This is a genomic window from Sphingomonas pseudosanguinis (assembly GCF_052056765.1).
Classification (GTDB): Bacteria; Pseudomonadota; Alphaproteobacteria; order Sphingomonadales; family Sphingomonadaceae; genus Sphingomonas; species Sphingomonas pseudosanguinis.
The window spans coordinates 3,203,077-3,228,614 of the sequence record NZ_CP189888.1 but is presented as its reverse complement, the minus strand read 5'-3'; the positions used below and the strand labels follow the sequence as shown (position 1 = coordinate 3,228,614).

The window sequence follows — 25,538 nt, the reverse complement described above, 5'->3', positions numbered from 1 at the left end:
GCTCAGGCTGAACGGAGATTGGAGCCTATCGAAAAAGCGCAGAACGAACCGCCTCTGCGTCCTCCGCGCCTCCGCGCGCCATCAAACTTCGTGATGATCACGCCCCCGGACGAACGCGAAACCCGATCACGCGTCCTCGTCCGCCTCGACCGTGGCCTTGCGTCCCTTGAACCCCTGCGCGACGACGAACCATTCGACCGAGCCCTTGCGGCTGGAGGGCGGCTTGGCGTGCTTCACGGTGGCGAAGTGGCGCTTCATCTCGGCGACCAGTTGCGAGTCCGCGCCGCCCGCGAACACCTTGGACACGAACACCCCGCCAGGCGACAGCACGTCGCAAGCAAAGGCGAAGGCTGTCTCGACCAGGCCCATGGTGCGCAGTGCGTCAGTCTGCGGGTGGCCGACGGTGTTGGCGGCCATGTCCGACATCACGAGGTCGGGCGCACCGCCCAATGCCTCCATCAGCCGGTCCGGCGCGGCATCGTCCATGAAGTCCATCTCGAAGATGGTCACGCCGTCGATCGGGTCGACCGGCAACAGGTCGATGCCGACCACGCTGGCATGGGGGACCTTGCGCCGGACCACCTGGCTCCAGCCGCCCGGCGCGATGCCGAGATCGATGATCCGCTTCTTGCCGCGCAGAAATCCGAACCGTTCGTCCAGCTCGATCAGCTTATAGGCCGCGCGGCTGCGATACCCCTCCGCCTTGGCGCGGCGGACATAGGGATCGTTCAACTGGCGCTCCAGCCAGCGGGTCGATTGCGCGGTGCGGTTCCGGGCGGTGCGCACCCGCTGGTGCAGCCCCGAATTTCCTCTGCTCACGGTCTGGCGATTCCCATCAAACGGCGCAGGATTCCCTCGCGAATCCCACGGTCGGCGATCCCTAGCCGCTCGGCGGGCCAGAGGTCCAATATCGTCTCCAGGATGGCGCAGCCCGCCACCACCAGATCGGCGCGTTCGGGGCCGATGCACGCCACCTTGCCGCGCGCGGCCAGGCTTTTCCTCGACAGGTCGGCGCTGATCGCGCGCATCGCGGCGGTCGGCACGATCAGCCCGTCGACGGCGGCGCGATCATATTGGCTGAGGCCCAGATGGACGCTGCCCAGCGTCGTGACCGTCCCGCTGGTGCCCAGCAGGCGCGGACGCCGCAAATCGATCGGCAACCGCGCGGCGAAAGGCGCGACGCTGTCGGCGACGATACCGCGCATCCGGGCATAGGCCTCCAGCCGCCCCGCCTCACCCTCACCGCCGCCGGCGCTTTCGGTGAGCGAGACGACGCCCCAGGGCGCGGAATGCCAGTCGAGGATGCGCGGGTTGGGCCCGCGCGTGTCGACCAGCACCAGTTCGGTCGATCCGCCGCCGATGTCGAAGATCAGCGCGGGGTCCTCGCCCGGTTCGATCAGCGCATGGCAGCCGAGCACAGCGAGCCGCGCCTCCTCCTCGGCCGAGATGATGTCGAGATGGATGCCGGTCTCCGCCAGCGCGCGCGCGATGAAGGCGGGGCCGTTGGCGGCGCGGCGGCACGCCTCGGTCGCGACCGCGCGCGACAGGGTGACGTTGCGACGCTTCAGCTTGTCGGCGCAGACCCGTAGGGCGGCGATGGTGCGATCGATGGCGGCATCGGACAGCCGGCCGGTCGTCGCCAGCCCTTCACCCAGCCGGACGATCCGCGAAAAAGCGTCGACCACCGCAAAGCCGCCACCCTGCGGCCGCGCGATCAGCAGGCGGCAATTGTTGGTGCCCAGGTCGAGCGCGGCATAGGCCTGCGCATCCGACCAGCGGCCACGCTGGGGCCGGGACGGTGCCGAACGGGCAGGGGGCTTGGCCTGCCGGTACGGCCTTCGGGTGGGAACATCCCCCATCGCCGTATCTCGCTTTATTCTGTTCTATCCGTCACGGACATGAGCGTCCGCCGGTGCTTGAACACCAAGGTAGCGAGTCGTTACCCATGCGACAAGACGCGAGGGGGCACGAAGCGCGCAAAGTCTGTTGACAAGCCCCGCCGGCCCGCCTAGACGCACGCCCCTGTCCGGTGCCCCGTCGTCTAAAGGTAAGACCACGGACTCTGACTCCGTTAATTGAGGTTCGAATCCTCACGGGGCATCCAGACATCTCTCCTCACATCGCCGGATCGAACGCCGCCCAGCGACGGTGCCATCGTCGCGTCCGGTCGACATCGGTGATGATCCCGGCAAAAAATCTCGCGCCGCTTTGCATCCGGAACCGGACTGCAAAAGTCGCCGCGTTGCAAACAGATAGATGATTTGCGGTTGCCGATGGCGGCGGCGCGCGTGGGTCTGATCCGGCGCGAACGGGGGTGAGATCGGCCGCCGCCCGGTTGCATCCTCGAAACAAGACTTTTAGTGCGAATAAATCGCATTAGCGAGTCGCTGTCTTGGGGGTCGTTTTGCTCATTCTTCGTGCCATGCTGCTGGCGTCCGTCGCCTTCTGCTCCTGTCCGGCGGTGGCGCATGACGCGTCCGTCGCGGAGCCGGACGCCACCGAAGGCAGTGAGATCGTGGTTACCGGCCGCGCGCAGCGGCTGTATCGCAATCCCGTCACCACGGTCGGCAAGAGCGCGGAAAGCCCGCTCGACATTCCCCAGGCGGTACAGGTCATCAACAAGGACCTGATTGCCGATCAGGGCGCGCGCGACGCGACCGACATCTATCGCAATATCTCGGGCGTCAGCTTCTTCAGCTATGCCGGCGTCACCTTCCGGGGCTTTCGCCAGGATCAGTCCTTTTACGACGGCATGCGCGGCAATCCCTTTATCGGCTTTTCGGTGCCGCAGCTGTTCAATGTCGAGCGGTTCGAGGTGTTGAAGGGGCCGGTGGGGCTGTTCTTCGGACCCGGCTCGCCGGGCGGCATCATCAACTATGTGTCCAAAGTGCCCGATGCGAAGCCGGCGATGCGGCTGGTCGCGACCGCCGGCAATTATGCCCGGCGGGGCATCTCCGCCGAGGCGACCGGGGCGGTGGATAAGGACGGCATCGTCAGCTACCGGCTGGGCGGCTTTCACGAGGCGATGACGCCCTATCGCCGCAACACCGGGAACAATACGCTGATCGGCGACGGCGGGCTGGCCATCCGCACCAACAGGGGCGGTACGCTGACGGTGCAGGCGACCGTCTATGACAACGACCTGCGCGGCAACCGGCTGCGCGGCATCCTGACCGACGATGCCGGTAATTTCCTGACCGACATCCGCTGGAATGCCAACGAGCCGACCGACTTCCTGCATCTGTCCTCGCAAGCCTATCAGGCCCGCTATGCCACGGCGGTCGGCGATGCGGTCACCTTCGATGCGGGCGTGCGCTATTTCGATGCGGTCGAGACCCAGCATTATCACGAGCCGCGCGGGCTGGTGCGGGGCAGCGGCGATCTGGTCGCGCGCGAGTTTCGCGACCAGATCCGCGATGTCGACGGACTGTCCTTCATGGCCAACATGACCGCGCGCGTCGCGCTGCTGGGCGTGGCGCATCATCTTCAGGCCGGCGTCGACTGGTATGACGAAACCAACATCTTCCAGTCGCGAATCCTGCGCGCCGGCGTGACGCCGCTCAGCCTGCGCAATCCCGTCTACAGCCATGCCGGGCGCGATGCGGCACGCGCGGCGCAGATGCCCTATACGGTGCGCGATACCCGCACGAAGCGGCAGGGCGGTTATCTTCAGGATCGGATCAACCTGTCCGACGCGGTGATGCTGGTCGGCGGCGTGCGCTATGACCGGTTCGAGGACGGCATCGTCGGCGACCGCTTCTTCACCGACGATGCCGTGACCTTCCGCACCGGCGCCATCGTCAAGCCGCATCCGGGCGTGTCGCTCTATGCCAGCTGGTCGCAGAGCTTCGAGCCGCAGGCCGCGGCGAGCCAGACGGTCGACACCGGCGGCCCCTTCGCGCCGGTGACCGGCGATCAATATGAGGGCGGGGTCAAGACCGACCTGTTCGGCGGGCGGCTCCAGGCCAATCTGGCGGCCTATCGGATCACGCGGCGCAACATCCTTCAGGTCGATCCCGGCCTGCCTCCGGTCAACGGCCAGGACCAGCTGCGTCCGATCGGCGAGGTCACCAGCAAGGGGTTCGAGATCGACCTGTCGACCGACATCACCCCGCAATGGGTCGCGCTGGTCAATTACGGCTATAACGACGCGCGGATCACCGGATCGATCGCCGGGCAGGCGGTGACCAATGCGGTCGGCGACCGTTTCGCCAACGCGCCCCGGCACAAGCTGGGCTTTTGGACCCGTTATCAGCTGGCGGCGACCGGCACCGCCTTTGCGCTCGGCGGCGAGCATGTGTCGCGCCGCATCAGCCTGTCGGGGCAGACCGTGAAGCCCTATACGATCCTCGACGCCTCGATCACGCAGCGGCTGGGCGTCGCCGAGCTGATGCTGCGTGTCGATAACCTCTTCGACCGGGTCTATGCCGCCTCGGGCTTCTCGGCGCAGAGCGGGCATTTTCCGGGTACGCCGCGCACCGTGCTGGCGGAGCTGCGCTTCGGTTTCTGATTTGGGTGCGGCGGATCGGCGCTGTCCCCGATCCGCCGGTTACAGCCCGTTCAGCATCGCCAGACCCTTGCTGTAGATCGTCGGCATGCCATGCTCGATATACAGCGTCCGCGCATAATCGGCGATCACGTCCGCGCGATAGGCGGTCATGTCGTTGCCGAAGCGGAGCACCACATAATCCTTCTCCAGCGCGGCCAGCAGCGCGTGCTGCTCCTCGGGCTCCAGGCACTGGATCTCGAAATGGATGACCATCGGCTGCGCGCCATGGGCGAGGATGTCGAGGATGATCGCCATGTCCATGCCCTCGGCATCGACGACCAATATGTCGGCCGCACGACCGCCGGTCTTGGCCAGCACGTCCCCGTAGGTGACGACCGGCACCGCGATCCTCTCGATACAGGACTGGATTTGCAGCTTCGTCGCCTCGTCGACCGTCTTGCCGCCGATCGCGTTCTTGTCGTCATAGATCGACGACAGCCCGATCACCCAGCGCGGCAGGCCCAGTTCGGCGACCTTGGCCGGGTTGATCGCGTTGAGCGTGAGCTCGCCCGCCTCGGAGCCATAGGCGACGGGCAGCAGCATCGCGTTGCGGTTCTTGCGATAACCACGCTCGAGCGCGGCGAACATATAGGGGTTCGGCTCCAGCAGGACGGCGGGCGGATCATAGTTGATCATGACAGGCCGTAGCGGATCGACCAGCATGCCGTCGGCCGCGCCGATCTGCCACACCATCCGGTCGCCGTCATGGTCGAGCAGCCAGGCGACGACCTTGGCGAATTCGAACGCGATCTGATCGTCGGCATCGATCGACAGATCCTGATTCAGCACCGAGGCGATGGCGACGCTGCTGGTACGGGTTTCGCGCATCGCCGTGATCAGCACGCCGATGTCCTGCGACCATTCGTCATTATAGCCGGTGAGGATCGCGGCGGGTTCCTGCAGATCGCCCTTGCGGAGCAGGTCCATCGCCTTGTCCTTGCGCACCGCCTCGGGCAGCCAGGAGCCGCCCCAGATGTGGATGCCCAGGCTGTTGTCCAGCGTCTTCTGGCGGACCGCCGACAGCGACTGGTCGTAGAGATAGGGGTAGAAGGCCTCGGTGCCGAGCCGGCGATGCGTGTGGCGTTTCAGAAACGCACCGAACAGCCATGGCCCGGTCGAGACGTTGGTGCGTGTCTCATCGAGGTCGCTGGCGATGATATGGTCGAGCAGTTCGCGGAAAATCGGATGGCCCTTCGGCGCGCCGATAAAGCCAATCGAACAATAGTCGGTCGAGGCATCCTCGTTGCAGACGGTCAGCAGCCGCGTCATCTCGGCGGGGTCGAAATGCTGATAGGGCATCACGTCGCAATCGAGGCAGATGCCGCCGAAGCGATAGAGAATCTCGTAGCGCGCGATGTCGGCGCGCATCGGCAGGACCGAAACCGTCTCGATCTTCTCGCGCGACAGGGTCAGCGTCGGCAGGTCAGCATCGGTCCAGGTGATGAAGCGCGCGTCCGGAAACTGCCTTTGCCATGCCGCCCAATAGGCTTCGTAATGCGGCGGGATGGGCTTGTCGCCGAACCAGACGCGGTGGAACAGGCCCTGCGCCAGCTCTGGGTCCTGTTCCGCCGCCGGGGGGACCGGCTGCGCCGCGGGGGGCGTTGCGGGCGCGGACGTGACGGCAGGCGCGCCAGCGGGCACGAGCGAATGCTGGTGGATCACGTCATAGGCGCTACGCGTCGATCCCCAGAGCTGGTGCGCGTAGACCGGGTCGCCGCCGTCATAGGTGATGCCGGTGAAATGCTCCGGGATGAAATAATGGCTGGGATAGATGCGCAGCCGGTTATAGCCGTAGGCGCGATAGGCATCGGTCACGCGCTGCGGCCCGACGCTCTGCCACGCCATGCGATCGACGACGCTGGTCTCGGCGGCGATGTCCTTGATGATCTGGCCGACGAACGGATTTTCCGCCTCGCACCCGAAATAGCCCGCCGCGATCAGGCCGGGCCGCGCCACCTCGCTCTCCCAGCAGGCGAACGCCTCGCATTCCAGCAGATGGTCGTCGAGCGGGCGGACGCAGATACTGTCGGCATCGACCAGCACGCCGCCGTGACGATAGAGGATCTCCCAGCGCATCATGTCGGCGACGCCGTTGAGTTCGCGCCCCCACATCGCATCCATATGCGCGCGGTTGGCCCATGCCGTCGTGGACAGGTCCTGATTGCCCCACAACCGGAACTCCCAGTCGGGATGCATCGCGCGCCAGGTCTCGATGCAATTGTCCGGCCGCTTCGACTCGTCGCCGACCCAGATGATGTGGAGGCGCTTGGGAATCATGGCGGCGTTACCTTCTGGCTGAGTCCGTGTGTCGCCAGATTGGTAAACGGCCGTATTTAATATTGCGTTATCCGCGATCGACGGGGCTCGGCGCGGAGTGGCGGTCTTTTCGGAGATGCGGCGCCAAGCCCCGACGGGGCGGCGCTTCGGTCTTCGAGTCGCGTGAGCGCAGGATAATGAATGGGCGGATGGGCTGGGGGATACCGGCGACATGCGCCGGACGCGCAGAGCCTCGTGACGGACCGCCTTGGCGGCCAGGATTATCACGATTTTCTGCGATCCTCTCCACGAGAGGAAAATGGTGCCCAGAAGAGGACTCGAACCTCCACGACCTTGCGATCGCCAGCACCTGAAGCTGGTGCGTCTACCAATTCCGCCATCTGGGCACGGGGTAGGCCCGCGCCTTTAGGGGAGGGTTCGAATCCTTGTCAACGGCTTTTTTGCGAGGCAAAGGGGCGCAGCACGATTTTTTCGGGAAATAGGGACGGTCATGACGAACAAGCTGGTGACGCTGATCGGCGGCGGGGGCTTTCTGGGCCGCTATGTCGCACGCGAGTTGATGCGCGACGGAACGCGGGTGCGGGTGGCGCAGCGCGATCCGCGCCAGGCCTATTTCCTGCGCACGCAGGGCGGGCTGGGCCAGACGCAGTTCGTCGCCGCCGACATCACCCGCCCCGACACGGTCGCCCGCGCGGTCGAGGGCGCGGATGCGGTCGTCAATCTGGTCGGGGTGATGGGCGGCAAGATGCAGGCCGTGCATGTCGAGGGCGCGCGTACCGTCGCCGAGGCCGCCCGCGCGGCGGGCGCGGCGGCGCTGGCGCATGTCTCGGCGATCGGCGCCGATGCCAACGGCCAAGCGGCCTATGCGCGTTCCAAGGGCGAGGGCGAGGCGGCGGTGCGCCAGGCCTTCCCGAACGCCACCATCCTGCGCCCCTCGATCGTATTCGGGCGCGAGGATCAGTTCGTGAACCGCTTCGCCGGCATGGTGTCGGCGCCGGTCGTGCCGATCCTGCGCGCGGGCGTGAAGTTCCAGCCGGTGTTCGCCGGCGATGTCGGCGAGGCGATCGCCGCGGCGCTGCGCGATCCCGAGGCGCATGGCGGCCGCACCTATGAGCTGGGCGGCCCCGATGTCATTTCCATGGGCGAGCTGGTCCGCTGGATCGCCAAGACGCTGGGCCGCACGCCCCATTTCCTCGAGCTGCCCGACGCCGCCGGCGCGCTGCTGGCGCGGGTGCCCGGCTCGCCGATCACCCGGGACCAGTGGCTGATGCTGCAACAGGACAATGTCGTTGCCGCCAGTGCGCCGGGTCTGGCCGAGCTGGGCGTGACGGCCGAGCCGCTCGCCGCGATCGCGCCCGATTATCTGGTGCGGTTCCGCAAGGCGGGCCGTTTCGGACGACGGACCGAGACGCTGACGGCCTGAGCCGTCCCGGGCAAGCACGTCTTTGTCGTTTCGCTCGACGCCCCGTCGCCTTATGGCGGCGGGGCTTTTTCTTGGGGACGCATGTGAACGATCTGCTGGCCGCCATCATCCTGGGCATTGTCGAGGGTGTCACCGAATTCCTGCCGGTGTCCTCCACCGGGCACCTGATCCTGGCGGGTGCGCTGCTCGGCTATGACGATGCGCGGTGGCAGATGTTCAACATCGTCATCCAGCTGGGCGCGATCCTGGCGGTCGTCGTCCTCTATTGGCGGACCTTCTGGACCGTCATGGTCGGCCTCGCCAAGCGCGATCCCGGTTCGGTCCGCTTCGTGCGCAACCTGCTGATCGCCTTCATTCCCGCCGCCGTCATCGGCGTGCTGGCCAAGAAGCATATCGAGGCGCTGCTGCTCCAGCCCAAGGTCGTCGCCGTCGCGCTGATCGTCGGCGGTATCGCGATCCTGGTCATCGAGCGGCTGGTGAAGCCCGGCACCACGCGCGGCATCGCCGCCGTGCCGGCCAGGACCGCGCTGGGCGTCGGCTTCCTCCAGTGTCTGGCGATGATCCCCGGAGTCAGCCGCTCGGGCGCGACGATCCTGGGCGCGCTGACCCTGGGCGTCGAGCGGCGCACGGCCGCCGAATTCAGCTTCTTCCTCGCCATCCCCACCATGCTGGGCGCCAGCGTGGTCGAGACGGCGGGGCATCTGGACGCAATGCGCGCCGGCAACAGCGTCGGTCCGCTGGAGATCGGGATCGGCTTCGTCGTGTCGTTCATCGTCGCGCTGCTGGTCGTGCGCTGGTTCGTCGGCATCGTCGGCAAGCACGGCTTTGGCCCCTTTGCCTGGTATCGAATCGTCGCCGGTTCGATCGCACTCGCCCTGCTGACGATGCATTGATACCATATCGGCCCTATTTTATTGCGGGTCTTTCGCAATAGATAGGGCTGGTCGACGAAATGGCGAATAAATAGGACAGCTTGGCTTTCCTATATGTCGCTTTTGGCGTGACATAGGATCGTTCGCGCAATATCCGGCTCTTCGGAGGCGCATATGGCGAACGATTCTATGCTGAAGTTTGTAGGCCGCGATCAGGCCTATCCGGCCAAGCGGGCCGCGGAGACCCGCGCGGAGGATTTCCGCGAGATCGCCGAGCGCTATGCGCCCCCGGCGGCAGAGGATCAGGCCGGGCGCTGCTCGCAATGCGGCGTGCCCTATTGCTCGGTCCATTGCCCGCTGCACAATCATATCCCCGACTGGCTGCGCCTGACCGCCGAGGGGCGCCTGCGCGAAGCCTATGAGCTGTCCAACGCCACCTCGACCATGCCCGAGATTTGCGGCCGTATCTGCCCGCAGGACCGGCTGTGCGAGGGCAATTGCGTCATCGAATTTTCGGGCCACGGCGCGGTCACGATCGGATCGGTCGAGAAGTTCATCACCGACACCGCCTGGGAAGAAGGCTGGGTCGAGCCGCTGGTCCCCGGACCGGCGCGCGGTCAGTCGGTCGCGGTGATCGGCGCGGGGCCTGCGGGCCTGACGGCGGCGGAATATCTGCGCGTCTCGGGTTACGAGGTGCATGTCTATGACCGGCACGACCGGGCGGGCGGGCTGCTGACCTATGGTATCCCCGGCTTCAAGCTGGAAAAGCCCGTCGTCATGCGCCGGGTCGAGCGGCTGAAGGCGGGCGGCATCGTCTTCCACGAAGGTTTCGCGGTCGGCCAAGACGCGACGCTGGAGGACCTGCGCCGCCGTCATGACGCGGTGCTGATCGCGACCGGCGTGTATAAGGCGCGCAATGTGGATGTGGACGGATCGGGTGCGAACGGCGTGATCGCCGCGCTCGACTATCTGACGGCCTCCAACCGCAAGAGCTTCGGCGATACCGTCGAGGCGTTCGAGAACGGCTCGCTGAACGCCGAGGGCAAGAATGTCGTCGTGATCGGCGGCGGCGACACCGCGATGGACTGTGTCCGCACCGCGATCCGCCAGGGCGCCAAGTCGGTGAAGTGCCTCTATCGCCGCGACCGCGCCAACATGCCCGGCTCGCAGCGCGAAGTCGCCAATGCGGAAGAAGAGGGCGCCGAGTTCGTCTGGCTCTCCGCGCCTTTGGGCTTCGAGGGTGGCGAGACGGTGACGGGCGTGCGCGCCGCCAAGATGCGGCTGGGCGCGCCGGACGCTTCGGGCCGCCGCGCGCCGGAGGCCGAGCCGGGTGCCGACCATCTGCTGGACGCGGACATGATCATCAAGGCGCTGGGCTTCGACGCGGAAGACCTGCCCAGCCTGTTCGGCACCGCCGAACTGGGCGTCAGCCGCTGGGGCACGGTGCTGGTCGATGGCCGCACGCTGATGACCAGCCTCGACGGTGTGTTCGCGGCGGGTGACATCGTGCGCGGTGCCTCGCTGGTCGTGTGGGCGATCCGTGACGGTCGCGACGTCGCCAAGGCGATGCACCAGTGGCTCAAGGCGCGGGCGAAGACCGGTGTGCGTGAAAGGCAAGCGGCGTGAGACGGAACGCTTCCCTGATCGCGTTGGTCGCGATGCTCACTCCGGGCGTGGCCTTTGCACAGGCCGCCCCGGTGGCCGCGCCCGCAGCTGCCGTCGCCGAACCTGATGCGGCGCGCCTCGCCTCGGCCCGGCAATTGCTCGACCAGATCATGCCGCCCGCGACGCGCGAAGCCATGATCCAGTCGATGCTGACCCCGATGCAGGCCAATATGCGGCAAGGCATCATGCAGTCCGAGGGCATGCAAAAGATGCTGGGCGATCCGAAGGCCAAGGCCGCATTCGATCAGTTCCTGGCCAAACAGGACGCACGGACCGGAACCATGTTGCGTGAATCGCTTCCCGGCATGGTCGATGCGATGTCGCGCGCCTATGCCCGCCGCTTCGATGTCGCCCAGCTGGACGATCTGAAGCGGTTTTTCGCGACCCCGACCGGCCAGGCCTATGTGGCCAACTCGTTCTCGATCATGGCCGACCCCGACATCGCCGCTTGGCAGCGCAAATTGATGAGCCAGGCGATGACCCACATGCAGGACGACATCGCCGCGATGGTCAAGGACATCGAAGCGACCCAGCAGGATAAGAAGTGATGACCGATCAGCGCCAATATCTCGCCGAGCATGGCATGTACCGCCCAGAGTTCGAGGGCGATGCATGCGGCGTCGGCATGGTCGCGGCCACCGATGGCCAGCCCTCGCGCCGGGTCGTCCAGTCGGCGATCGATGCGCTGAAGGCGGTGTGGCATCGCGGCGCGGTGGATGCGGACGGCAAGACCGGCGACGGGGCGGGTCTGCACGTCGACCTGCCGCATCGCTTCTTCGACGACGCGATCGCGGCGTCGGGGCACAAGGTGCTGCCGAACCGGCTGGCGGTCGGCATGATCTTCATGCCGCGCACCGATCTGGGCGCGCAGGAGACCTGCCGCACCATCGTCGAGAGCGTCATCATCGAGGCGGGCTATACCATCTATGGCTGGCGCCAGGTGCCGGTCGACGTGTCGGTCATCGGGTTGAAGGCGCAGGCGACGCGTCCCGAGATCGAGCAGATCATGATCGCCGGGCCGATGCCCGACGAGGTCGACGCCGCCGAGTTCGAGAAGAACCTGTATCTGATCCGCCGCCGCATCGAAAAGCGGGTGATCGCGGCGCAGATCAGCGGCTTCTATATCTGTTCGCTGTCCTGCCGCTCGATCATCTACAAGGGGCTGTTCCTGGCCGAGAGCCTGTCGGTCTTTTATCCCGACCTGCAGGATCACCGGTTCGAGAGCCGCGTGGCGATCTTCCACCAGCGTTATTCGACCAACACCTTCCCGCAATGGTGGCTGGCGCAGCCGTTCCGCTGCCTCGCGCATAACGGGGAGATCAACACGATCCGCGGCAACAAGAACTGGATGCTCAGCCACGAGATCCGGATGGCCTCGATCGCGTTCGGCGACAATTCGGAGGATATCAAGCCGGTGATCCCGGCGGGCGCATCCGATACCGCCGCGCTCGACGCGGTGTTCGAGGCGATTTGTCGGTCGGGCCGCGACGCGCCGACCGCCAAGCTGATGCTGGTGCCCGAGGCGTGGCAGAAGGATCTCGACGCGCCCAAGGCGCATGCCGACATGTACCAGTATCTCGCCTCCGTCATGGAGCCATGGGACGGTCCCGCCGCACTCGCCATGACCGATGGCCGCTGGGCGGTGGCGGGCATGGACCGCAACGCGCTGCGCCCGCTGCGCTACACGCTGACCGCCGACGGCCTGCTGATCGTGGGGTCGGAAAGCGGCATGGTCGTGGTGCCGGAAGCCACCATCACCGCCAAGGGGCGCCTGGGGCCGGGGCAGATGATCGCCGTCGATCTGGCCGAGGGCAAGCTCTACGACGACCGCGCGATCAAGGACCAGATCTCGGGTGAGCAGGACTATGCCGCGATGATCGGCGAGTTCCTGACCATGGACCAGCTGCCCGCGCCCACCGAAGAGGAAGCACTGGTGCGGATGCCGCGCGCCGAAATGCTGCGCCGTCAGGTCGCGGCCGGCCAGACCATGGAGGATATGGAGCTGATCCTGTCGCCCATGGCCGAGGGGGGCAAGGAAGCCATCGGATCGATGGGTGACGACACGCCGCTGGCGGTCATCTCCGACAAGCCGCGCCTGATCAGCCAGTTCTTCCGCCAGAACTTCAGCCAGGTCACGAACCCGCCGATCGACAGCTTGCGCGAACGCTATGTGATGTCGCTCAAGACCCGGTTCGGCAATCTCGCCAACATCCTCGACACCGAGGATCGGCGCGAGCGCGTGCTGGTGCTGCCGTCCCCGGTCCTGACCGGCGCCGATTGGCACCGTCTGAAGACGCATTTCGGCCGTTCGGCGGCCGAGATCGACTGCACCTTCGAGGCCGATGGCGGTCCCGACCGTCTGCGCGCCGCGATCCAGCGCATCCGCAACCAGGCCGAACAGGCGGTGCGCGAAGGGCGCTCCGAGCTGTTCCTGACCGACGAGCATGTCTCCGAGGGCCGGGTCGCCATCGCGGGCGTGCTGGCGGCGGCGGCGGTGCACACGCATCTCGTCCGTCGGGGCCTGCGCAGCTATGCGTCGATCAATGTCCGCTCGGCCGAATGTCTCGACACCCATTATTATGCGGTGCTGATCGGCGTCGGCGCGACCACGGTGAACGCCTATCTGGCCGAAGCCGCGATCATCGACCGTCATGGCCGTGGCCTGTTCGGCGATCTGACCATCGAACAATGCCTGACCAACCATCGCACCGCGATCGAGGACGGCCTGCTCAAGATCATGGCCAAGATGGGGATTGCGGTGATCTCCAGCTATCGTGGCGGCTATAATTTCGAGGCGGTCGGTCTGTCCCGCGCGCTGGTCAACGACCTGTTCCCGGGCATGCCCGCCAAGATCTCGGGCGAGGGTTACAACTCGCTCCATTACTCGGCGATGGTCCGCCACGAAGCGGCCTGGGACCAGCATGTCGCGACGCTGCCGATCGGCGGCTTCTATCGCCAACGCGACGGCGGCGAGACGCATGCCTATTCGGCGCAGCTGATGCACCTGTTGCAGACGGCGGTCGCGACCGACAGCTACTCGACGTACCTGCAATTCGCGCGCGGCGTCGGCGATCTGCCGCCGGTCTATTTGCGCGACCTGCTCCAGTTCAACTTCCCGAACGAGGGTGTGCCGGTCGATCAGGTCGAGGCGATCACCGAAATTCGCAAGCGCTTCGTGACGCCGGGCATGTCGCTGGGCGCACTGTCGCCCGAGGCGCATGAGACGCTGGCGATCGCGATGAACCGGATCGGCGCGAAGGCCGTGTCGGGCGAGGGCGGCGAGGACAAGCTGCGTTACCAGCCCTATGACAATGGCGACAACGCCAACTCGACGATCAAGCAGATCGCGTCCGGCCGCTTCGGCGTGACGGCGGAATATCTGAACGCCTGCGATGAGATCGAGATCAAGGTCGCGCAAGGAGCGAAGCCCGGCGAGGGCGGGCAGCTGCCCGGCTTCAAGGTGACCGAGTTCATCGCCAAGCTGCGCCATGCGACGCCGGGCGTGACGCTGATCTCGCCGCCGCCGCACCACGACATCTACTCGATCGAGGATCTCGCGCAGCTCATCTATGATTGCAAGCAGATCAACCCACGGGCACGCGTCTGCGTGAAGCTGGTCAGCTCGGCGGGCATCGGCACGGTCGCGGCGGGCGTGGCCAAGGCGCATGCTGACGTCATCCTGGTGTCGGGCCATGTCGGCGGCACGGGCGCCTCGCCCCAGACCTCGATCAAGTACGCCGGGACCCCGTGGGAAATGGGTCTGTCGGAGGTCAACCAGACGCTGACCCTCAACGGCCTGCGCGGTCGCATCCGCCTGCGCGCCGATGGTGGCCTGAAGACCGGCCGCGACATCGTGATCGCGGCGATCCTGGGCGCGGAGGAGTTCGGCATCGGCACGCTGTCGCTAGTGGCGATGGGCTGCATCATGGTGCGCCAGTGCCATTCGAACACCTGCCCGGTCGGCGTCTGCGTGCAGGACGAGCGGCTTCGCGCCAAATTCACCGGCACGCCGGAAAAGGTCATCAACCTGATGACCTTCATCGCCGAGGAAGTCCGCGACATCCTGGCGCGCCTCGGCGTGCGTTCGCTGGACGAGGTGATCGGGCGGACCGAGCTGCTGCGGCAGGTCAGCCGTGGCGCCGAGCATCTCGACGATCTCGACCTCAATCCGGTGCTGGCCAAGGTCGATGCGACCGATGCCGAGCGGCGGTTCAGCCTGTCGACCTTCCGCAACGAAGTGCCCGACAGCCTGGATGCGCAGATCATCAAGGACGCGGCCGCCGTCTTCTCGCGCGGTGAGAAGATGCAGCTGACCTATTCGGTGCGCAACACCCACCGCGCGGTCGGCACCCGCCTGTCGAGCGAGATCACCCGCAAGTTCGGGATGAGCAAGCTGGCCGACGGCCACGTCACCGTGCGGTTGCGTGGGAGCGCAGGCCAGTCGCTGGGTGCCTTCCTGTGCAAGGGCATCACTTTGGAGGTGTTCGGCGACGCCAACGACTATGTCGGCAAGGGCCTGTCGGGCGGCACGATCATCGTGCGTCCGGCGGTCAGCTCGCCGCTGGCCAGCCACAAGAACACGATCATCGGCAATACCGTCCTCTACGGCGCAACCTCGGGCAAGCTGTTCGCGGCGGGCCAGGCGGGCGAGCGGTTCGCGGTCCGCAACTCGGGCGCGACCGTGGTGGTCGAAGGCTGCGGCGCGAACGGGTGCGAGTACATGACCGGCGGCGTGGCCGTGGTTCTGGGTGAGGTCGGTGCCAATTTCGGCGCTGGCATGACCGGCGGTATGGCCTTCATCTACGACCCCGAAGAGCGCTTCGCGCGCCGCGCCAACCCCGAGAATATCGTGTGGCAGCGCCTGGCTTCGGCGCTTTGGGAAGGCGTGCTGCGCGGCCTGATTGAGGAGCATGCCGCGCGTACCGACAGCAAGTGGTCGAAGGGCCTGCTGGAGGATTGGGACCGTGTGGCCGGGCATTTCTGGCAGGTCTGCCCGAAGGAAATGCTGACCCGTCTGGCGCACCCGCTCGACGACAGCGTCGCGGCGGTGGCGGCGGAGTAGGGCTGTACTTTTCCTCCCCTGCAAGGGGAGGGGGACCATGCGAAGCATGGTGGAGGGGTGTCCCCGCTGACCGTGACACCCCTCCGTCAGCCCTCCGGGCTGCCACCTCCCCTTGCAGGGGAGGAATGACTAAAACCTCCGTTCAGCCTGAGCGAAGTCGAAGGCCACACGACTTCCTATCCACGCGCACGGGGCGACGGGATTCCCTTGGCCTTCGACGTCGCTCAGGCTGAACGGGGGGGGCGGGGGTTTGCGCATTCCTGCCATCGCCGCCATCCCCTGAACCAGATCACGGAACCGTTCCGCCGCCGTGACGGTTGGGGCGCGATGCGGAAAGGGGACGGCAGCATGACCATCGATCGGCAGAAGATCGAACGCGGGGGGTTCATCCTGTTCCTCGCGCTGATCACCATCGGCCTGACGGCGGTGATCTCCAGCTTTCTGATCGCGCTGCTCTGGGCGGCGCTGGCGGCGATCCTGTTCCGGTCGCTGTTCCAATGGCTGCTGACCAAGACCGGCGGGCGGCGCAATCTGGCCGCCGGGCTGACCATGTTGATCATCACCTTCGCGGTCGTCGTCCCGACGCTGCTGATCGGTAGCATGGTCGTCGACCAGGCGTCGGGCGTCTATCTGAAGATGCGCAGTGGCCAGATCGACTTCGCGCAATATTTCCAGCAGGTGCGCGACGCGCTTCCCACGCGCCTCCGCCAGGCGATGGACAATTCGGGCATGGGCAGCCTAGAGGGGCTGCAACAGCGCATCTCGCGCACGCTGAGCAGCAGCGTCAGCCAGATCGCGTCCCAGGCGCTGTCGATCGGTCGCAACGCCTTCGCCTTCGCGCTGGCCTTTGGCGTCGGCCTTTATGTCGCCTTCTTCCTGATCCGCGACGGTGAGCGTTTGGGCCCCGCCTTCGTCCGCGCGCTGCCGCTGGAGCAGGGGGTGGCCGCGCGGTTGACCGAGACCTTCGTCGCGGTGGTGCGTGCCACCATCAAGGGGTCGGTGATCGTCGGGCTGGTGCAGGGCGCGCTGGGGGCGATCACCTTCTGGATCGTCGGGGTTCCGGCCGCGCTACTCTGGGGCGTGCTGATGGCGATCGCGGCGCTGCTGCCCGCGATCGGGCCGGCGATCATCTGGGGGCCGGTCGCCATCTATCTGCTCGCCACCGGTGCGATCTGGCAGGGGGCGGTGGTCATCGCCTCGGGCGTGCTGGTCATCGGCCTGGCCGACAATATCCTGCGGCCTATCCTGGTCGGGCGCGACACCGGCCTGCCGGACTGGATCGTGCTGCTGACCACGCTGGGCGGGATCGAGTTGCTGGGGCTGAGCGGCATCGTCGTCGGCCCGGTGGTCGCGGCGCTCTTCCTGGCGGGCTGGCGCATCCTGAGTGAAGAGCGCGGCGTCGCGCTGCCCGAGACGGAAACCGCCTGACCCGCGCCGGCCCATTTCGGACCGGCGGCGCGTGCAAAGCCGGTTTGCGCCGGGCCCTCGCGCTACCTATGGTCCGCGCCCGGGGCGGGCCGGCCGGATCGGGCCGGACAATGGGGTAGGGACATGCGATTGCGACTGGGGGCCTGGGGGATGATGGCCGGGCTTGCCGGACTGTTGGCGGGGTGCGGCGATGGCGGTGCGGTGGCGCGCCGGGCGGGCTCCAGCGGTACCTCGCTCGAACTGCCCGTGCCCGAGCCTTCGCCGAGCGCCAAGGCACCCAGCACCACGGAGACGCGATCGGACGCGATGGTAATCGGCTTTCCCGAGGGCGGGGCTTCGCTGAACCGGGAAGCGAGGACGGTGCTCGACCGGCTGGCGGCCGAGCCGGCGGTGCGGAGCGGTCGCCTGACCCTGCGTGGTCATTCGGACAGCGATGGCGACGATGCGGGCAATCGCCGCATGTCGCGCCAGCGGGCCGAGGCGGTGCGCGACTATCTGGCGGGTAAAGGTATCGCGCGGGACCACATGCAGGTGATCGCGCTCGGCGAGACCCGTCCCATCGCCCCCAACGCCAAACCCGATGGCAGCGACGACCGCGCCGGCCGCGCGCGCAACCGCCGGGTGGAGATCGAGGTCACGAAATGAGTGCGCCATCGGCTTGTCACCTGTCGCATGCCCGCGCATCCTGACGCGATGGAAAGCCCGCACGCGATAACCTTCAAGCCATGGAAACTGGCCGTATCGGCCTTGATCATCGCCGGTGTGACGCTCGTAACCGTCATGGGCAACGCGGATGGCGACCGATGCCGGCAATATGGCCGCGACCATGGGGTCAAGACGCGGGCATGGTCGATCAACGAATGGGATTCATGCCAATATTTCGATGGCGGGTCGTGGCGCAGCGTGCATACCGATAAGCCGATGAAGCATCTGAGCTGGAGCTCCCGCTGAGGCCAGGGCGGGATCACCGCCCTTGGCCGCTCAATTCCGCCGGTTGCGCTCGTTGGTGCTGGTCATGTTGAGCGCGCGGCGAAACTCGCCCACGCCCTGCTGATTGACCCCGTCGAACTCGCGCCACTGGGCTTCGGTATTGCAGACGCGGGTCGGCATGAAGGACCCGGTCGGCGTCAGCGAGCGACAGGTCTTCTTTGGTTTCGGCGCGGGTGCCGGCGCTGGTTCGGCCGACTGGGCCATGGCCGGTGCGGCCGTTATCAGGATCGCCGTGGCGGCGATCGCTGTCCAGACTCGATTCATCCTGTCCTCCTCCCTCTTGTGTAGCGAGGATGCGACAGGAATGCAGACTTATCAAGCGGTTGAACGGGAAGGGGCCAGGGGCGGCCCCGATCCGTCACGCCGCCTGCAACGCCTCCATCGCCACGGCCGCGATGTCGTCACCCAGTTCGTCCACGCGCGCCGGATCGGCGTCCCAAGCGAACATGAAGCGCGCGCCGCCGCCGATGAAGGTATAGAAGCGCCAGCCCCTGGCGCGCAGCCCCTCCAGCACTGCCGGCGGCGCGCTCAGGAAGACGGCATTCGCCTCGACCGGGAACATCGGCGCGATGCCGGGCAGCCCCGCAACTCGCGCCGCCAGCCTTTGCGCACAGGCATTGGCGTGCGCGGCGTTGCGCAGCCACGCGCCGCTGTCGAGCATGCCGATCCAGGGCGCGGCCAGATAGCGCATCTTGGACGCCAGCTGCCCCGCCTGTTTGCAGCGATAGTCGAAATCCTCCGCCAGCGCAGGATCGAAGAACAGGATCGCCTCGCCGACCGCCATGCCGTTCTTGGTGCCGCCGAAGCACAATACGTCGACGCCCGCGCGCCACGTCATGTCGGCGGGCGAGCAGCCGAGCGCGGCACAGGCATTGGCGAAGCGCGCGCCGTCCATGTGCAGCCGCAGGCCCAGTTCGCGGCAGGTCGCCGACAGCGCGTGAATCTCGGCCAGCGTATAGACCTGACCCGTCTCGGTCGGCTGGGTGATCGTCACCGCGCGGGGTTTCGGGAAGTGGATGTCCGAGCGGCCGGTGGCGAGCGCGCGCACCGCCTCGGGGGTCAGCTTGCCGTCCTCGGTCTGCGCGACGAGCAGCTTCGATCCGTTGGAGAAGAATTCGGGCGCGCCGCACTCATCCGTCTCGACATGCGCGGAGGCCGAACAGATGACGCTGTGATAGCTCTGGCAAAGCGCGGCCAGCGCCAGCGAGTTGGCCGCTGTGCCGTTAAAGGCGAAGAAGACCTCGCACTTGGTCTGGAACAGCGTGCGGAACGCGTCGGCGGCGCGGTCGGTGAACGGGTCCTCGCCGTAAGCCGGGACATAGCCGCGATTCGCCTCGGCCATCGCCGCCCACGCCTCGGGACAGATTCCGGCGTAATTGTCGCTGGCGAATTGCTGGGGAATAACCGCGTCCATCACAAATCCTTCCGTCCGTGTCGCGAGTCGGAGATGAGGAATGTGGCGGATCGTCCCGTTGTTGCCGGTTCGGCCACATCCCTCCCCATATCCGGAGAGGCACCACCTTGCCGGGGGGCAGGTTGGTGCCGGGCATTGGCCCGACTCTTGATGCTGGCGCGGCGCCTAGCCCCAAGGACGGTGTGAATCAAGCGCGTATCGATGCGGCAACGGTCATAAAAGCCGCGCAAAGCATTGCGTATCGGGTGCGAAACGTGGAAGCGTAAACGTTATGAGCATCAGGACCACGCGGCGCGGCAGCAGCGCTCCCACGATCAGCGATGTCGCGCGGGTCGCCGGCGTGTCGTTGATGACCGTCTCGCGCGTCATCAACAACGAAGCCAATGTCCGCCCCGTCACCCGCGAAAAGGTGGAAGCGGCGATCGCGCAGCTCAACTATGCGCCCAATCCGGCGGCGCGCAGCCTGGCGGGTGCGGCACAGATCCGGGTCGGCATGCTCTACAGCAACCCCAGCCAGGGGTTCCTCAGCGAGTTCCTGCTCGGCACGCTCGACCAGGCCTCACGGCTCGACGTGCAGATGGTGGTCGAGAAATGCGAGATCGGCGACCATGAGGTCGAGGTCGCGCGTCACCTGATCAAGGGCGGGATCGACGGTGTGATCCTGCCGCCGCCCCTGTGCGAGGCGGAGGCGGTGCTGACCCTGCTGCGCGAGGCCGGGGTGCCCGCCGTGGTGGTCGCGACCGGCCGTCCGCCCGAGGAGATGCCCGAGGCGACGATGGCGGTGCAGATCGACGACCGCGCGGCGGCCGAGGCGATGACCCGGCATGTCATGACGCTGGGCCATCGGCGCATCGGCTTCATCTGCGGCAACCCCAATCTGACCGCCAGCGCACGGCGGTACGAAGGCTTCCGCGCCGCGCTCGACGCTCTCGGCGTGCCGTTCGACGAGGATCTGGTCGCGCCCGGCCTCTATACCTATCGCTCGGGACTGGACGCGGCCGAGCGGCTGCTCGACCTGGCCGAGCCGCCCACCGCGATCATCGCGTCGAACGACGACATGGCGGCGGCGACGGTGGCGGTGGCGCATCGCCGCGGGCTGGACGTGCCCAGCGACCTGACCGTCTGCGGCTTCGACGACACCACGCTGTCGACGACGATCTGGCCCGAGCTGACCACGATTCACCAGCCGATCGCCGACATGGCGCGCGCCGCCGTCGAGATGATGGCGACCGTCATCCGCCAGAAGAACGCCGAGGCACCGCCGCATCGCCTGCTCGACTATAGCCTGATCCGGCGCCAGTCCGATGCCGCGCCCCGGCGTAGGCCGCGCGGGATCTAGGGTTTCGTCTATTCCTCCCCTGGAAGGGAAGGTGGCAGGCCGAAGGCCTGACGGAGGGGTGTCCCGGCCGGAGAGCTGGGACGTTCCTCACCACCGGGGACACCCCTCCACCACCCTTCCGGTGGTCCCCCTCCCCTTGCAGGGGAGGAATCCGTGGCATTTGCTGGAATGTCGATCTGCTCTGCGGCGAAGCGGGACGAACCGTGTGTACATCCGCTTGACGGCGCGATGTTTTAAGATAGCGTTACCATTATGGCTGGCGGTGAATCGCGCCGGTGACAGGACATTGCCGTACGGATAGGCGAAGACGCCACGCACGGACGAGGAGAGGGCCCGAGTGACCGATAATGTGAGAGGATTGGACGCCGCGCGCGTCAATCATGGTTTCATCGCCGCCATCGTGGTCGTCGCGACCATTGGCGGCTTCATGTTCGGCTATGACTCGGGCGTCATCAACGGCACCCAGAAGGGGCTGGAGGCCGCGTTCGACCTCGGTCGCCTGGGCGTCGGCGTCAATGTCGGCGCGATCCTGGTCGGCTCGGCGATCGGTGCGTTCGGCGCCGGCCGGCTGGCCGATGCGATCGGCCGCCGCAACGTGATGATGCTCGCCGCCGGCCTGTTCCTGGTCAGCGCCATTCTGGCGGGGGCGGCCAACAGTTCGGCCATCTTCATCCTGGCGCGCATCATCGGCGGCCTGGGCGTCGGCGCGGCCAGCGTCATCTCGCCCGTCTATATTTCCGAAGTGACCCCGGCCTCGATTCGCGGCCGTTTGTCGAGCGTGCAGCAGGTGATGATCATCACCGGCCTGACCGGCGCCTTCGTCGCCAACTTCGCGCTGGCGCGTTATGCCGGTGGTTCGACCGCCGAATTCTGGCTGGGCTATCCCGCCTGGCGCTGGATGTTCTGGCTGCAGGCGATCCCGGCGGCGGTCTATTTCGCGGCGCTGTCGATCATTCCGGAAAGCCCGCGCTTCCTGGTCGCCAAGGGCCGCGATGCCGACGCGCATACCGTCCTGACCAAGCTTTTCGGCGAGGCCGAGGCGACCCGCAAGGTCGCGGACATCCGCCGCTCGCTTGCCGCCGACCAGCACAAGCCCAAGCTGTCCGACCTGATCGACAAGACCACCGGCAAGATCCGCCCGATCCTGTGGGCGGGCATCGGCCTCGCGGTGTTCCAGCAGCTCGTCGGCATCAACGTCGTCTTCTATTACGGCGCGACGCTGTGGGAGGCGGTCGGCTTTTCCGAGGATTACGCGCTCCAGACCAACATCCTGTCGGGCGTGCTGTCGATCGCGGCCTGCCTGTTCACCATCGCGACCGTCGACAAGATCGGCCGCAAGCCGCTGCTGCTGATCGGTTCGGCGGGCATGGCGGTGACGCTGGCGATCGTCGCTTATGCCTTCTCGACCGCCGTCACGGGTGCGGACGGCGCGGTGTCGCTGCCGGGTAACAACGGCGTGATCGCGCTGGTCGCGGCGAACCTGTACGTTATCTTTTTCAACGCCAGCTGGGGTCCCGTCATGTGGGTCATGCTGGGCGAGATGTTCCCGAACCAGATTCGCGGATCGGGCCTGGCCGTGTCGGGCTTTGCCCAGTGGATCGCCAATGCCGCCATCTCGGTCAGCTTCCCCGCGCTTGCGGTGTCGCCGGGCCTGAGCGTGACCTATTTCGGCTATGCGTTCTTCGCGGCGGTGTCGTTCTTCTTCGTCCGCGCCATGGTCAACGAAACCCGGGGTCGCGAGCTGGAGGATATGGCGGGATAATCGCCATCATGATGTGAGACGCCTGACAGGCCCGCCTTCCCCAAGGAGGCGGGCCTTTCTTTTTTCCACCCTCCGTTCAGCCTGAGCGAAGTCGAAGGCCAAGGGAGTCCGGTGGCCTCAAAGGCGTTGGGACAGGTTTCAGCGTGGCCTTCGACTGCGCTCAGGCTGAACGGAGCGGGGGATGGGAGTCGGGTGCCTAACCCCGCCCGGCCTGGATCAGGATCGAATCGGACGGCAGCAGCCTGTCCATGAAGGGCAGCATCGCCGCGCCGATCGCGGGGGCGTCCTGCGCCATATGCGCCGGGCGGATGTCGGGCCGGGTGGGCAGGTCGATCGCCGCCAGCGCCTGCGCGACGGCGGCCGCCAGCCGCGCGTTGAGGCAGGCGGGCAGGCGCCCACCGATCAGGATCGCGTCGGGGTCGAACAGGGTGGTGACCGCGACCAGCGGCTGGACCAGCGCCGCGACCGAATCGGCGACCCACCGGTCGATGACCGCGCGCGCCGCCGGATCGTCCATCGTCGCCAGCGCCTCGGGCGAGGCGAGGCTCTGCCCCACCGCCGCCAGCCGGGTGCGCAGCGCGGCGAGCGATACGCAGTCCTGCACCACCGCGCCCGCACGCCCGGCCGTCGGGTCGGGCATCAGCCCGATCTCCCCCGACCGGCCATGCGCGCCGCGATGATAGCTGCGATCGATCACCAACCCGCCGCCCAGGCCGGCGGTGATCAGCAGATAGAAGAAGCTGGGGCAGTCGAACGCTTCGTCATATTGCGTCTCGCCCAGCGCGGCGGCGGCGGCGTCATTGTCGCGGTAGATCGGCCAGGGCAGGACCGGGCCGAGCAGCGCGTCCAGATCGATCGCGTCCCACTGGTCATAGCCTTGGGGCTGGTCGGGCAGCGAGCGGCCGACATCGTCGGGCATCGCGACGCCGACGCCCAATATGCGGTCGTGCGCGACATCGCCCTCGACCAGCGCGGCGGGCAGCGCCTCCTGCACGAAGGCCAGTACCTGGTCGGGGCCGGCGAAGGCGATCTCGCGCGTCGTACGCGCCCGCACCCGCCCGGTCAGGTCGAGAATGGCGAGCGACAGGTGGTCGCGGTCGATGGTCAGGCCGATGCCGAACGCGCCGTCGGGACACAGCTCGATCTTGAGCGCCGGCTGGCCGCGCCCGCCATGCAGCCGCCCGGCATGGCGGATCAGCCCCATCTCGGTCAGCCGGCCGGTGATGTTGGCGATGGTCGGCGCGGTCAGCCCGGTCTGCTGGGCGATCGCGACGCGGGTCGACTCGCGGTGGACGCGGATGACCTGCAGCACGGTGCGTAGATTATAATCGCCCGCGCGCTCCAGATTGGTGCCCGACAGCCCGCGCGACAACCGGGCGTCGCGCGAATGTCCCTCGACGCGGCGGCGGCCCGGTGGAATCGGGTGCGGCGATGTCATCTATGTCTCTCCCCACCGCTTCTTCGACACGATGGGGGTATCAGGTCAAGCCGTGCCGTCACCGTCGCGCAAACGATAACGGCACGGATCGGGGGAGCGGGCGATCAGGCCGGGGTCAGCTTGATCAGGCGTCCCTGCGAATCGCCGCCATCCTCCAGGACATAGATGGCGCCGTCCGGCCCTTGCTCGACCTCGCGGATGCGCGCGCCCATGTCCCACTGGTCGCCCTTGGCGGCGCTGGTGCCGTTCAGGTCGACGCGGATCAGCGCCTTGCTCGACAGGCCGCCGATAAAGGCGTCGCCGCGCCATTGCGGGAAGAGCGAGCCCGAATAGATCATCAGCCCGCCCGGCGAGATGACCGGGTTCCACCAGACCTTGGGCGCTTCATAGCCGTCGCCGGCGCGGTGGTCGGGAATGTCGCGGCCGTCATAATGCGATCCGTTGGACGCATTGGGCCAGCCATAGTTGCGCCCCGGCAGGATCAGATTGACCTCGTCGCCGCCCTTGGGCCCCATTTCCTGTTCCCACAGATTGCCGCTGGCGTCGAAGGCGAGGCCGAGCAGGTTGCGATGGCCATAGGACCAGACGGCCGGATCGAACCCCTGCGCCGCCAGCGGATTGCCCGGCGCCGGCTGGCCTTCCGGGGTCAGACGCAGCACCTTGCCCAACGTCGCCTTGGGGTCCTGCGCGGGCGTGAACTTCTGTCGGTCGCCGGCGGTCAGGAACAGATACTGGCCATCGGGAGAGAAGGCGATTCGGCCCGAATAATGGCCGTCGCCCGTCACCGCCGGGGTCGCGGTCCACAATGTCTCGATACCGGTCAGCTGCGCGGTGCCGTTCGCCTCCTGCAAACGCCCGCGCGCCAGCACCACGCGCTTGCCGCCATCGGCGGCGGCCGAATAGGTGAAATAGACGCGTCGGCTCTGCGCGAAATCGGGGGCGAGGACCACGTCCATCAGGCCGCCCTGGCCCGCCGAATCGACCGCGACGGTCGCCACCGTCTGTCGCGCCTGCCCGTCGGCGGTGACGAGCAGCATCCGCCCGTCCTTCTCGGTCACCAGCATCCGCCGGTCGGGCAGGAAGGTCATCGCCCAGGGCGCATCGAAATCGGCGATGACGGTCCGGCCGAAGGGCTGTCCGTCGACGACCGTCGCGGGCGGGGTGGCGGAGGCGGAGGGCGAGGGACTGGGCGTGCCGGGGGTCACCGTCACCGGGGGCGTGTTCCCCGTCTCGTCGGGGCCGGGACCATTGCCCGAACAGGCGAGAAGGGCCACCGGCAGGGCGGCAAGCAACGGCATCTTCATCATCGACTCTCCCGG

General features: G+C 67.0%; 18 protein-coding genes, 2 tRNA genes and 1 riboswitch. Of the genes, 12 read left to right on the top strand and 8 right to left on the bottom strand.

Annotated features, from left to right (window positions below):
* Window positions 1-126: 126 nt before the first annotated feature.
* Window positions 127-819, bottom strand: a complete 693-nt coding sequence (locus tag ACQHGV_RS14730) for an RlmE family RNA methyltransferase (RefSeq protein ID WP_440978750.1) — start codon at window positions 817-819, stop codon at window positions 127-129.
* Window positions 816-1,859, bottom strand: a complete 1,044-nt coding sequence (locus tag ACQHGV_RS14725; RefSeq protein ID WP_440978749.1) for a Ppx/GppA phosphatase family protein — start codon at window positions 1,857-1,859, stop codon at window positions 816-818. The genes ACQHGV_RS14730 and ACQHGV_RS14725 overlap by 4 nt, the downstream gene beginning before the upstream one ends.
* Before the next feature lie 171 nt (window positions 1,860-2,030).
* On the opposite strand from ACQHGV_RS14725, the gene ACQHGV_RS14720 reads away from it, so the two are divergent.
* Together ACQHGV_RS14720 and ACQHGV_RS14715 are read left to right on the top strand one after the other, a co-directional pair.
* A tRNA-Gln gene (locus tag ACQHGV_RS14720) sits at window positions 2,031-2,104 on the top strand.
* A 300-nt stretch (window positions 2,105-2,404) separates the two neighbouring features.
* Window positions 2,405-4,510 (top strand): TonB-dependent siderophore receptor, encoded by a 2,106-nt coding sequence (locus ACQHGV_RS14715; RefSeq protein ID WP_440978748.1) that lies wholly within the window; start codon window positions 2,405-2,407, stop codon window positions 4,508-4,510.
* Window positions 4,511-4,549: 39 nt separating this feature from the next.
* Here the strand turns inward: ACQHGV_RS14715 and ACQHGV_RS14710 are convergent, their stop codons facing one another.
* Together ACQHGV_RS14710 and ACQHGV_RS14705 are read right to left on the bottom strand one after the other, a co-directional pair.
* Entirely contained in the window at window positions 4,550-6,826 is a 2,277-nt protein-coding gene (locus ACQHGV_RS14710) for a glycosyltransferase (protein WP_440978747.1), read from the bottom strand.
* Between the two features lie 299 nt (window positions 6,827-7,125).
* Window positions 7,126-7,212, bottom strand: a tRNA-Leu gene (locus ACQHGV_RS14705).
* A 104-nt stretch (window positions 7,213-7,316) separates the two neighbouring features.
* Here ACQHGV_RS14705 and ACQHGV_RS14700 point away from each other — a divergent pair.
* From ACQHGV_RS14700 to ACQHGV_RS14665, 8 genes are all read left to right on the top strand, one after another.
* Window positions 7,317-8,249, top strand: coding sequence for a complex I NDUFA9 subunit family protein (locus ACQHGV_RS14700; RefSeq protein ID WP_440978746.1), 933 nt, complete (start codon window positions 7,317-7,319; stop codon window positions 8,247-8,249).
* 83 nt (window positions 8,250-8,332) lie between these two features.
* Entirely contained in the window at window positions 8,333-9,142 is an 810-nt protein-coding gene (locus tag ACQHGV_RS14695; RefSeq protein WP_440978745.1) for an undecaprenyl-diphosphate phosphatase, read from the top strand.
* Window positions 9,143-9,295: 153 nt separating this feature from the next.
* Window positions 9,296-10,747: an NAD(P)-dependent oxidoreductase gene (locus ACQHGV_RS14690; protein WP_440978744.1), complete on the top strand. Its 1,452-nt coding sequence runs from the start codon at window positions 9,296-9,298 to the stop codon at window positions 10,745-10,747.
* Complete coding sequence (locus ACQHGV_RS14685; RefSeq protein WP_440978743.1) at window positions 10,744-11,334, top strand: DUF2059 domain-containing protein; 591 nt, start codon at window positions 10,744-10,746, stop codon at window positions 11,332-11,334. Before ACQHGV_RS14690 ends, ACQHGV_RS14685 begins: the two co-directional genes overlap by 4 nt.
* Window positions 11,334-15,848, top strand: a complete 4,515-nt coding sequence (gltB, locus tag ACQHGV_RS14680) for a glutamate synthase large subunit (RefSeq protein ID WP_440978742.1) — start codon at window positions 11,334-11,336, stop codon at window positions 15,846-15,848. Before ACQHGV_RS14685 ends, gltB begins: the two co-directional genes overlap by 1 nt.
* Window positions 15,849-16,196: 348 nt before the next feature.
* Window positions 16,197-17,276, top strand: a complete 1,080-nt coding sequence (locus tag ACQHGV_RS14675) for an AI-2E family transporter (RefSeq protein WP_440978741.1) — start codon at window positions 16,197-16,199, stop codon at window positions 17,274-17,276.
* A gap of 123 nt (window positions 17,277-17,399) precedes the next feature.
* Window positions 17,400-17,921, top strand: a complete 522-nt coding sequence (locus tag ACQHGV_RS14670) for an OmpA family protein (RefSeq protein ID WP_440978740.1) — start codon at window positions 17,400-17,402, stop codon at window positions 17,919-17,921.
* A gap of 27 nt (window positions 17,922-17,948) precedes the next feature.
* Entirely contained in the window at window positions 17,949-18,227 is a 279-nt protein-coding gene (locus ACQHGV_RS14665) for a hypothetical protein (protein ID WP_440978739.1), read from the top strand.
* 30 nt (window positions 18,228-18,257) lie between these two features.
* Here the strand turns inward: ACQHGV_RS14665 and ACQHGV_RS14660 are convergent, their stop codons facing one another.
* Both ACQHGV_RS14660 and ACQHGV_RS14655 read right to left on the bottom strand, forming a co-directional pair.
* Window positions 18,258-18,530 carry a hypothetical protein gene (locus ACQHGV_RS14660; protein ID WP_440978738.1) on the bottom strand — a complete coding sequence of 91 codons (273 nt, stop codon included), beginning with the start codon at window positions 18,528-18,530 and terminating at the stop codon, window positions 18,258-18,260.
* A gap of 94 nt (window positions 18,531-18,624) precedes the next feature.
* On the bottom strand, window positions 18,625-19,680 hold the full coding sequence (locus tag ACQHGV_RS14655; protein WP_440978737.1) for a threonine aldolase family protein: 1,056 nt from the start codon (window positions 19,678-19,680) through the stop codon (window positions 18,625-18,627).
* Between the two features lie 47 nt (window positions 19,681-19,727).
* A riboswitch (SAM-I-IV-variant riboswitch) is annotated at window positions 19,728-19,839 on the bottom strand.
* Between the two features lie 112 nt (window positions 19,840-19,951).
* Here ACQHGV_RS14655 and ACQHGV_RS14650 point away from each other — a divergent pair.
* Together ACQHGV_RS14650 and ACQHGV_RS14645 are read left to right on the top strand one after the other, a co-directional pair.
* A complete protein-coding gene (locus ACQHGV_RS14650; RefSeq protein WP_183949643.1) occupies window positions 19,952-21,019 on the top strand; it encodes a LacI family DNA-binding transcriptional regulator in 1,068 nt (355 codons plus the stop codon).
* Between the two features lie 349 nt (window positions 21,020-21,368).
* The gene (locus ACQHGV_RS14645) at window positions 21,369-22,781 is read left to right on the top strand and encodes a sugar porter family MFS transporter (protein WP_440978736.1); all 1,413 of its coding nucleotides are present in this window, start codon (window positions 21,369-21,371) and stop codon (window positions 22,779-22,781) included.
* Between the two features lie 196 nt (window positions 22,782-22,977).
* On the opposite strand, the gene ACQHGV_RS14640 is transcribed toward ACQHGV_RS14645, so the two are convergent.
* Together ACQHGV_RS14640 and ACQHGV_RS14635 are read right to left on the bottom strand one after the other, a co-directional pair.
* Window positions 22,978-24,219 (bottom strand): ROK family protein, encoded by a 1,242-nt coding sequence (locus ACQHGV_RS14640; protein WP_440978735.1) that lies wholly within the window; start codon window positions 24,217-24,219, stop codon window positions 22,978-22,980.
* A gap of 104 nt (window positions 24,220-24,323) precedes the next feature.
* Window positions 24,324-25,523, bottom strand: a complete 1,200-nt coding sequence (locus tag ACQHGV_RS14635; protein WP_440980218.1) for a PQQ-dependent sugar dehydrogenase — start codon at window positions 25,521-25,523, stop codon at window positions 24,324-24,326.
* Window positions 25,524-25,538 lie beyond the last annotated feature (15 nt).

Coding starts and splice junctions, on each gene's coding strand:
- ACQHGV_RS14675 (WP_440978741.1), top strand. CDS start 16,197: ATGACCATCGATCGGCAGAAGATCGAACGCGGGGGGTTCATCCTGTTC.
- ACQHGV_RS14670 (WP_440978740.1), top strand. CDS start 17,400: ATGCGATTGCGACTGGGGGCCTGGGGGATGATGGCCGGGCTTGCCGGA.
- ACQHGV_RS14650 (WP_183949643.1), top strand. CDS start 19,952: ATGAGCATCAGGACCACGCGGCGCGGCAGCAGCGCTCCCACGATCAGC.
- ACQHGV_RS14725 (WP_440978749.1), bottom strand. CDS start 1,859: ATGGGGGATGTTCCCACCCGAAGGCCGTACCGGCAGGCCAAGCCCCCT.
- ACQHGV_RS14640 (WP_440978735.1), bottom strand. CDS start 24,219: ATGACATCGCCGCACCCGATTCCACCGGGCCGCCGCCGCGTCGAGGGA.
- ACQHGV_RS14700 (WP_440978746.1), top strand. CDS start 7,317: ATGACGAACAAGCTGGTGACGCTGATCGGCGGCGGGGGCTTTCTGGGC.
- ACQHGV_RS14660 (WP_440978738.1), bottom strand. CDS start 18,530: ATGAATCGAGTCTGGACAGCGATCGCCGCCACGGCGATCCTGATAACG.
- gltB (WP_440978742.1), top strand. CDS start 11,334: ATGACCGATCAGCGCCAATATCTCGCCGAGCATGGCATGTACCGCCCA.
- ACQHGV_RS14690 (WP_440978744.1), top strand. CDS start 9,296: ATGGCGAACGATTCTATGCTGAAGTTTGTAGGCCGCGATCAGGCCTAT.
- ACQHGV_RS14665 (WP_440978739.1), top strand. CDS start 17,949: ATGCCCGCGCATCCTGACGCGATGGAAAGCCCGCACGCGATAACCTTC.
- ACQHGV_RS14710 (WP_440978747.1), bottom strand. CDS start 6,826: ATGATTCCCAAGCGCCTCCACATCATCTGGGTCGGCGACGAGTCGAAG.
- ACQHGV_RS14655 (WP_440978737.1), bottom strand. CDS start 19,680: ATGGACGCGGTTATTCCCCAGCAATTCGCCAGCGACAATTACGCCGGA.
- ACQHGV_RS14635 (WP_440980218.1), bottom strand. CDS start 25,523: ATGAAGATGCCGTTGCTTGCCGCCCTGCCGGTGGCCCTTCTCGCCTGT.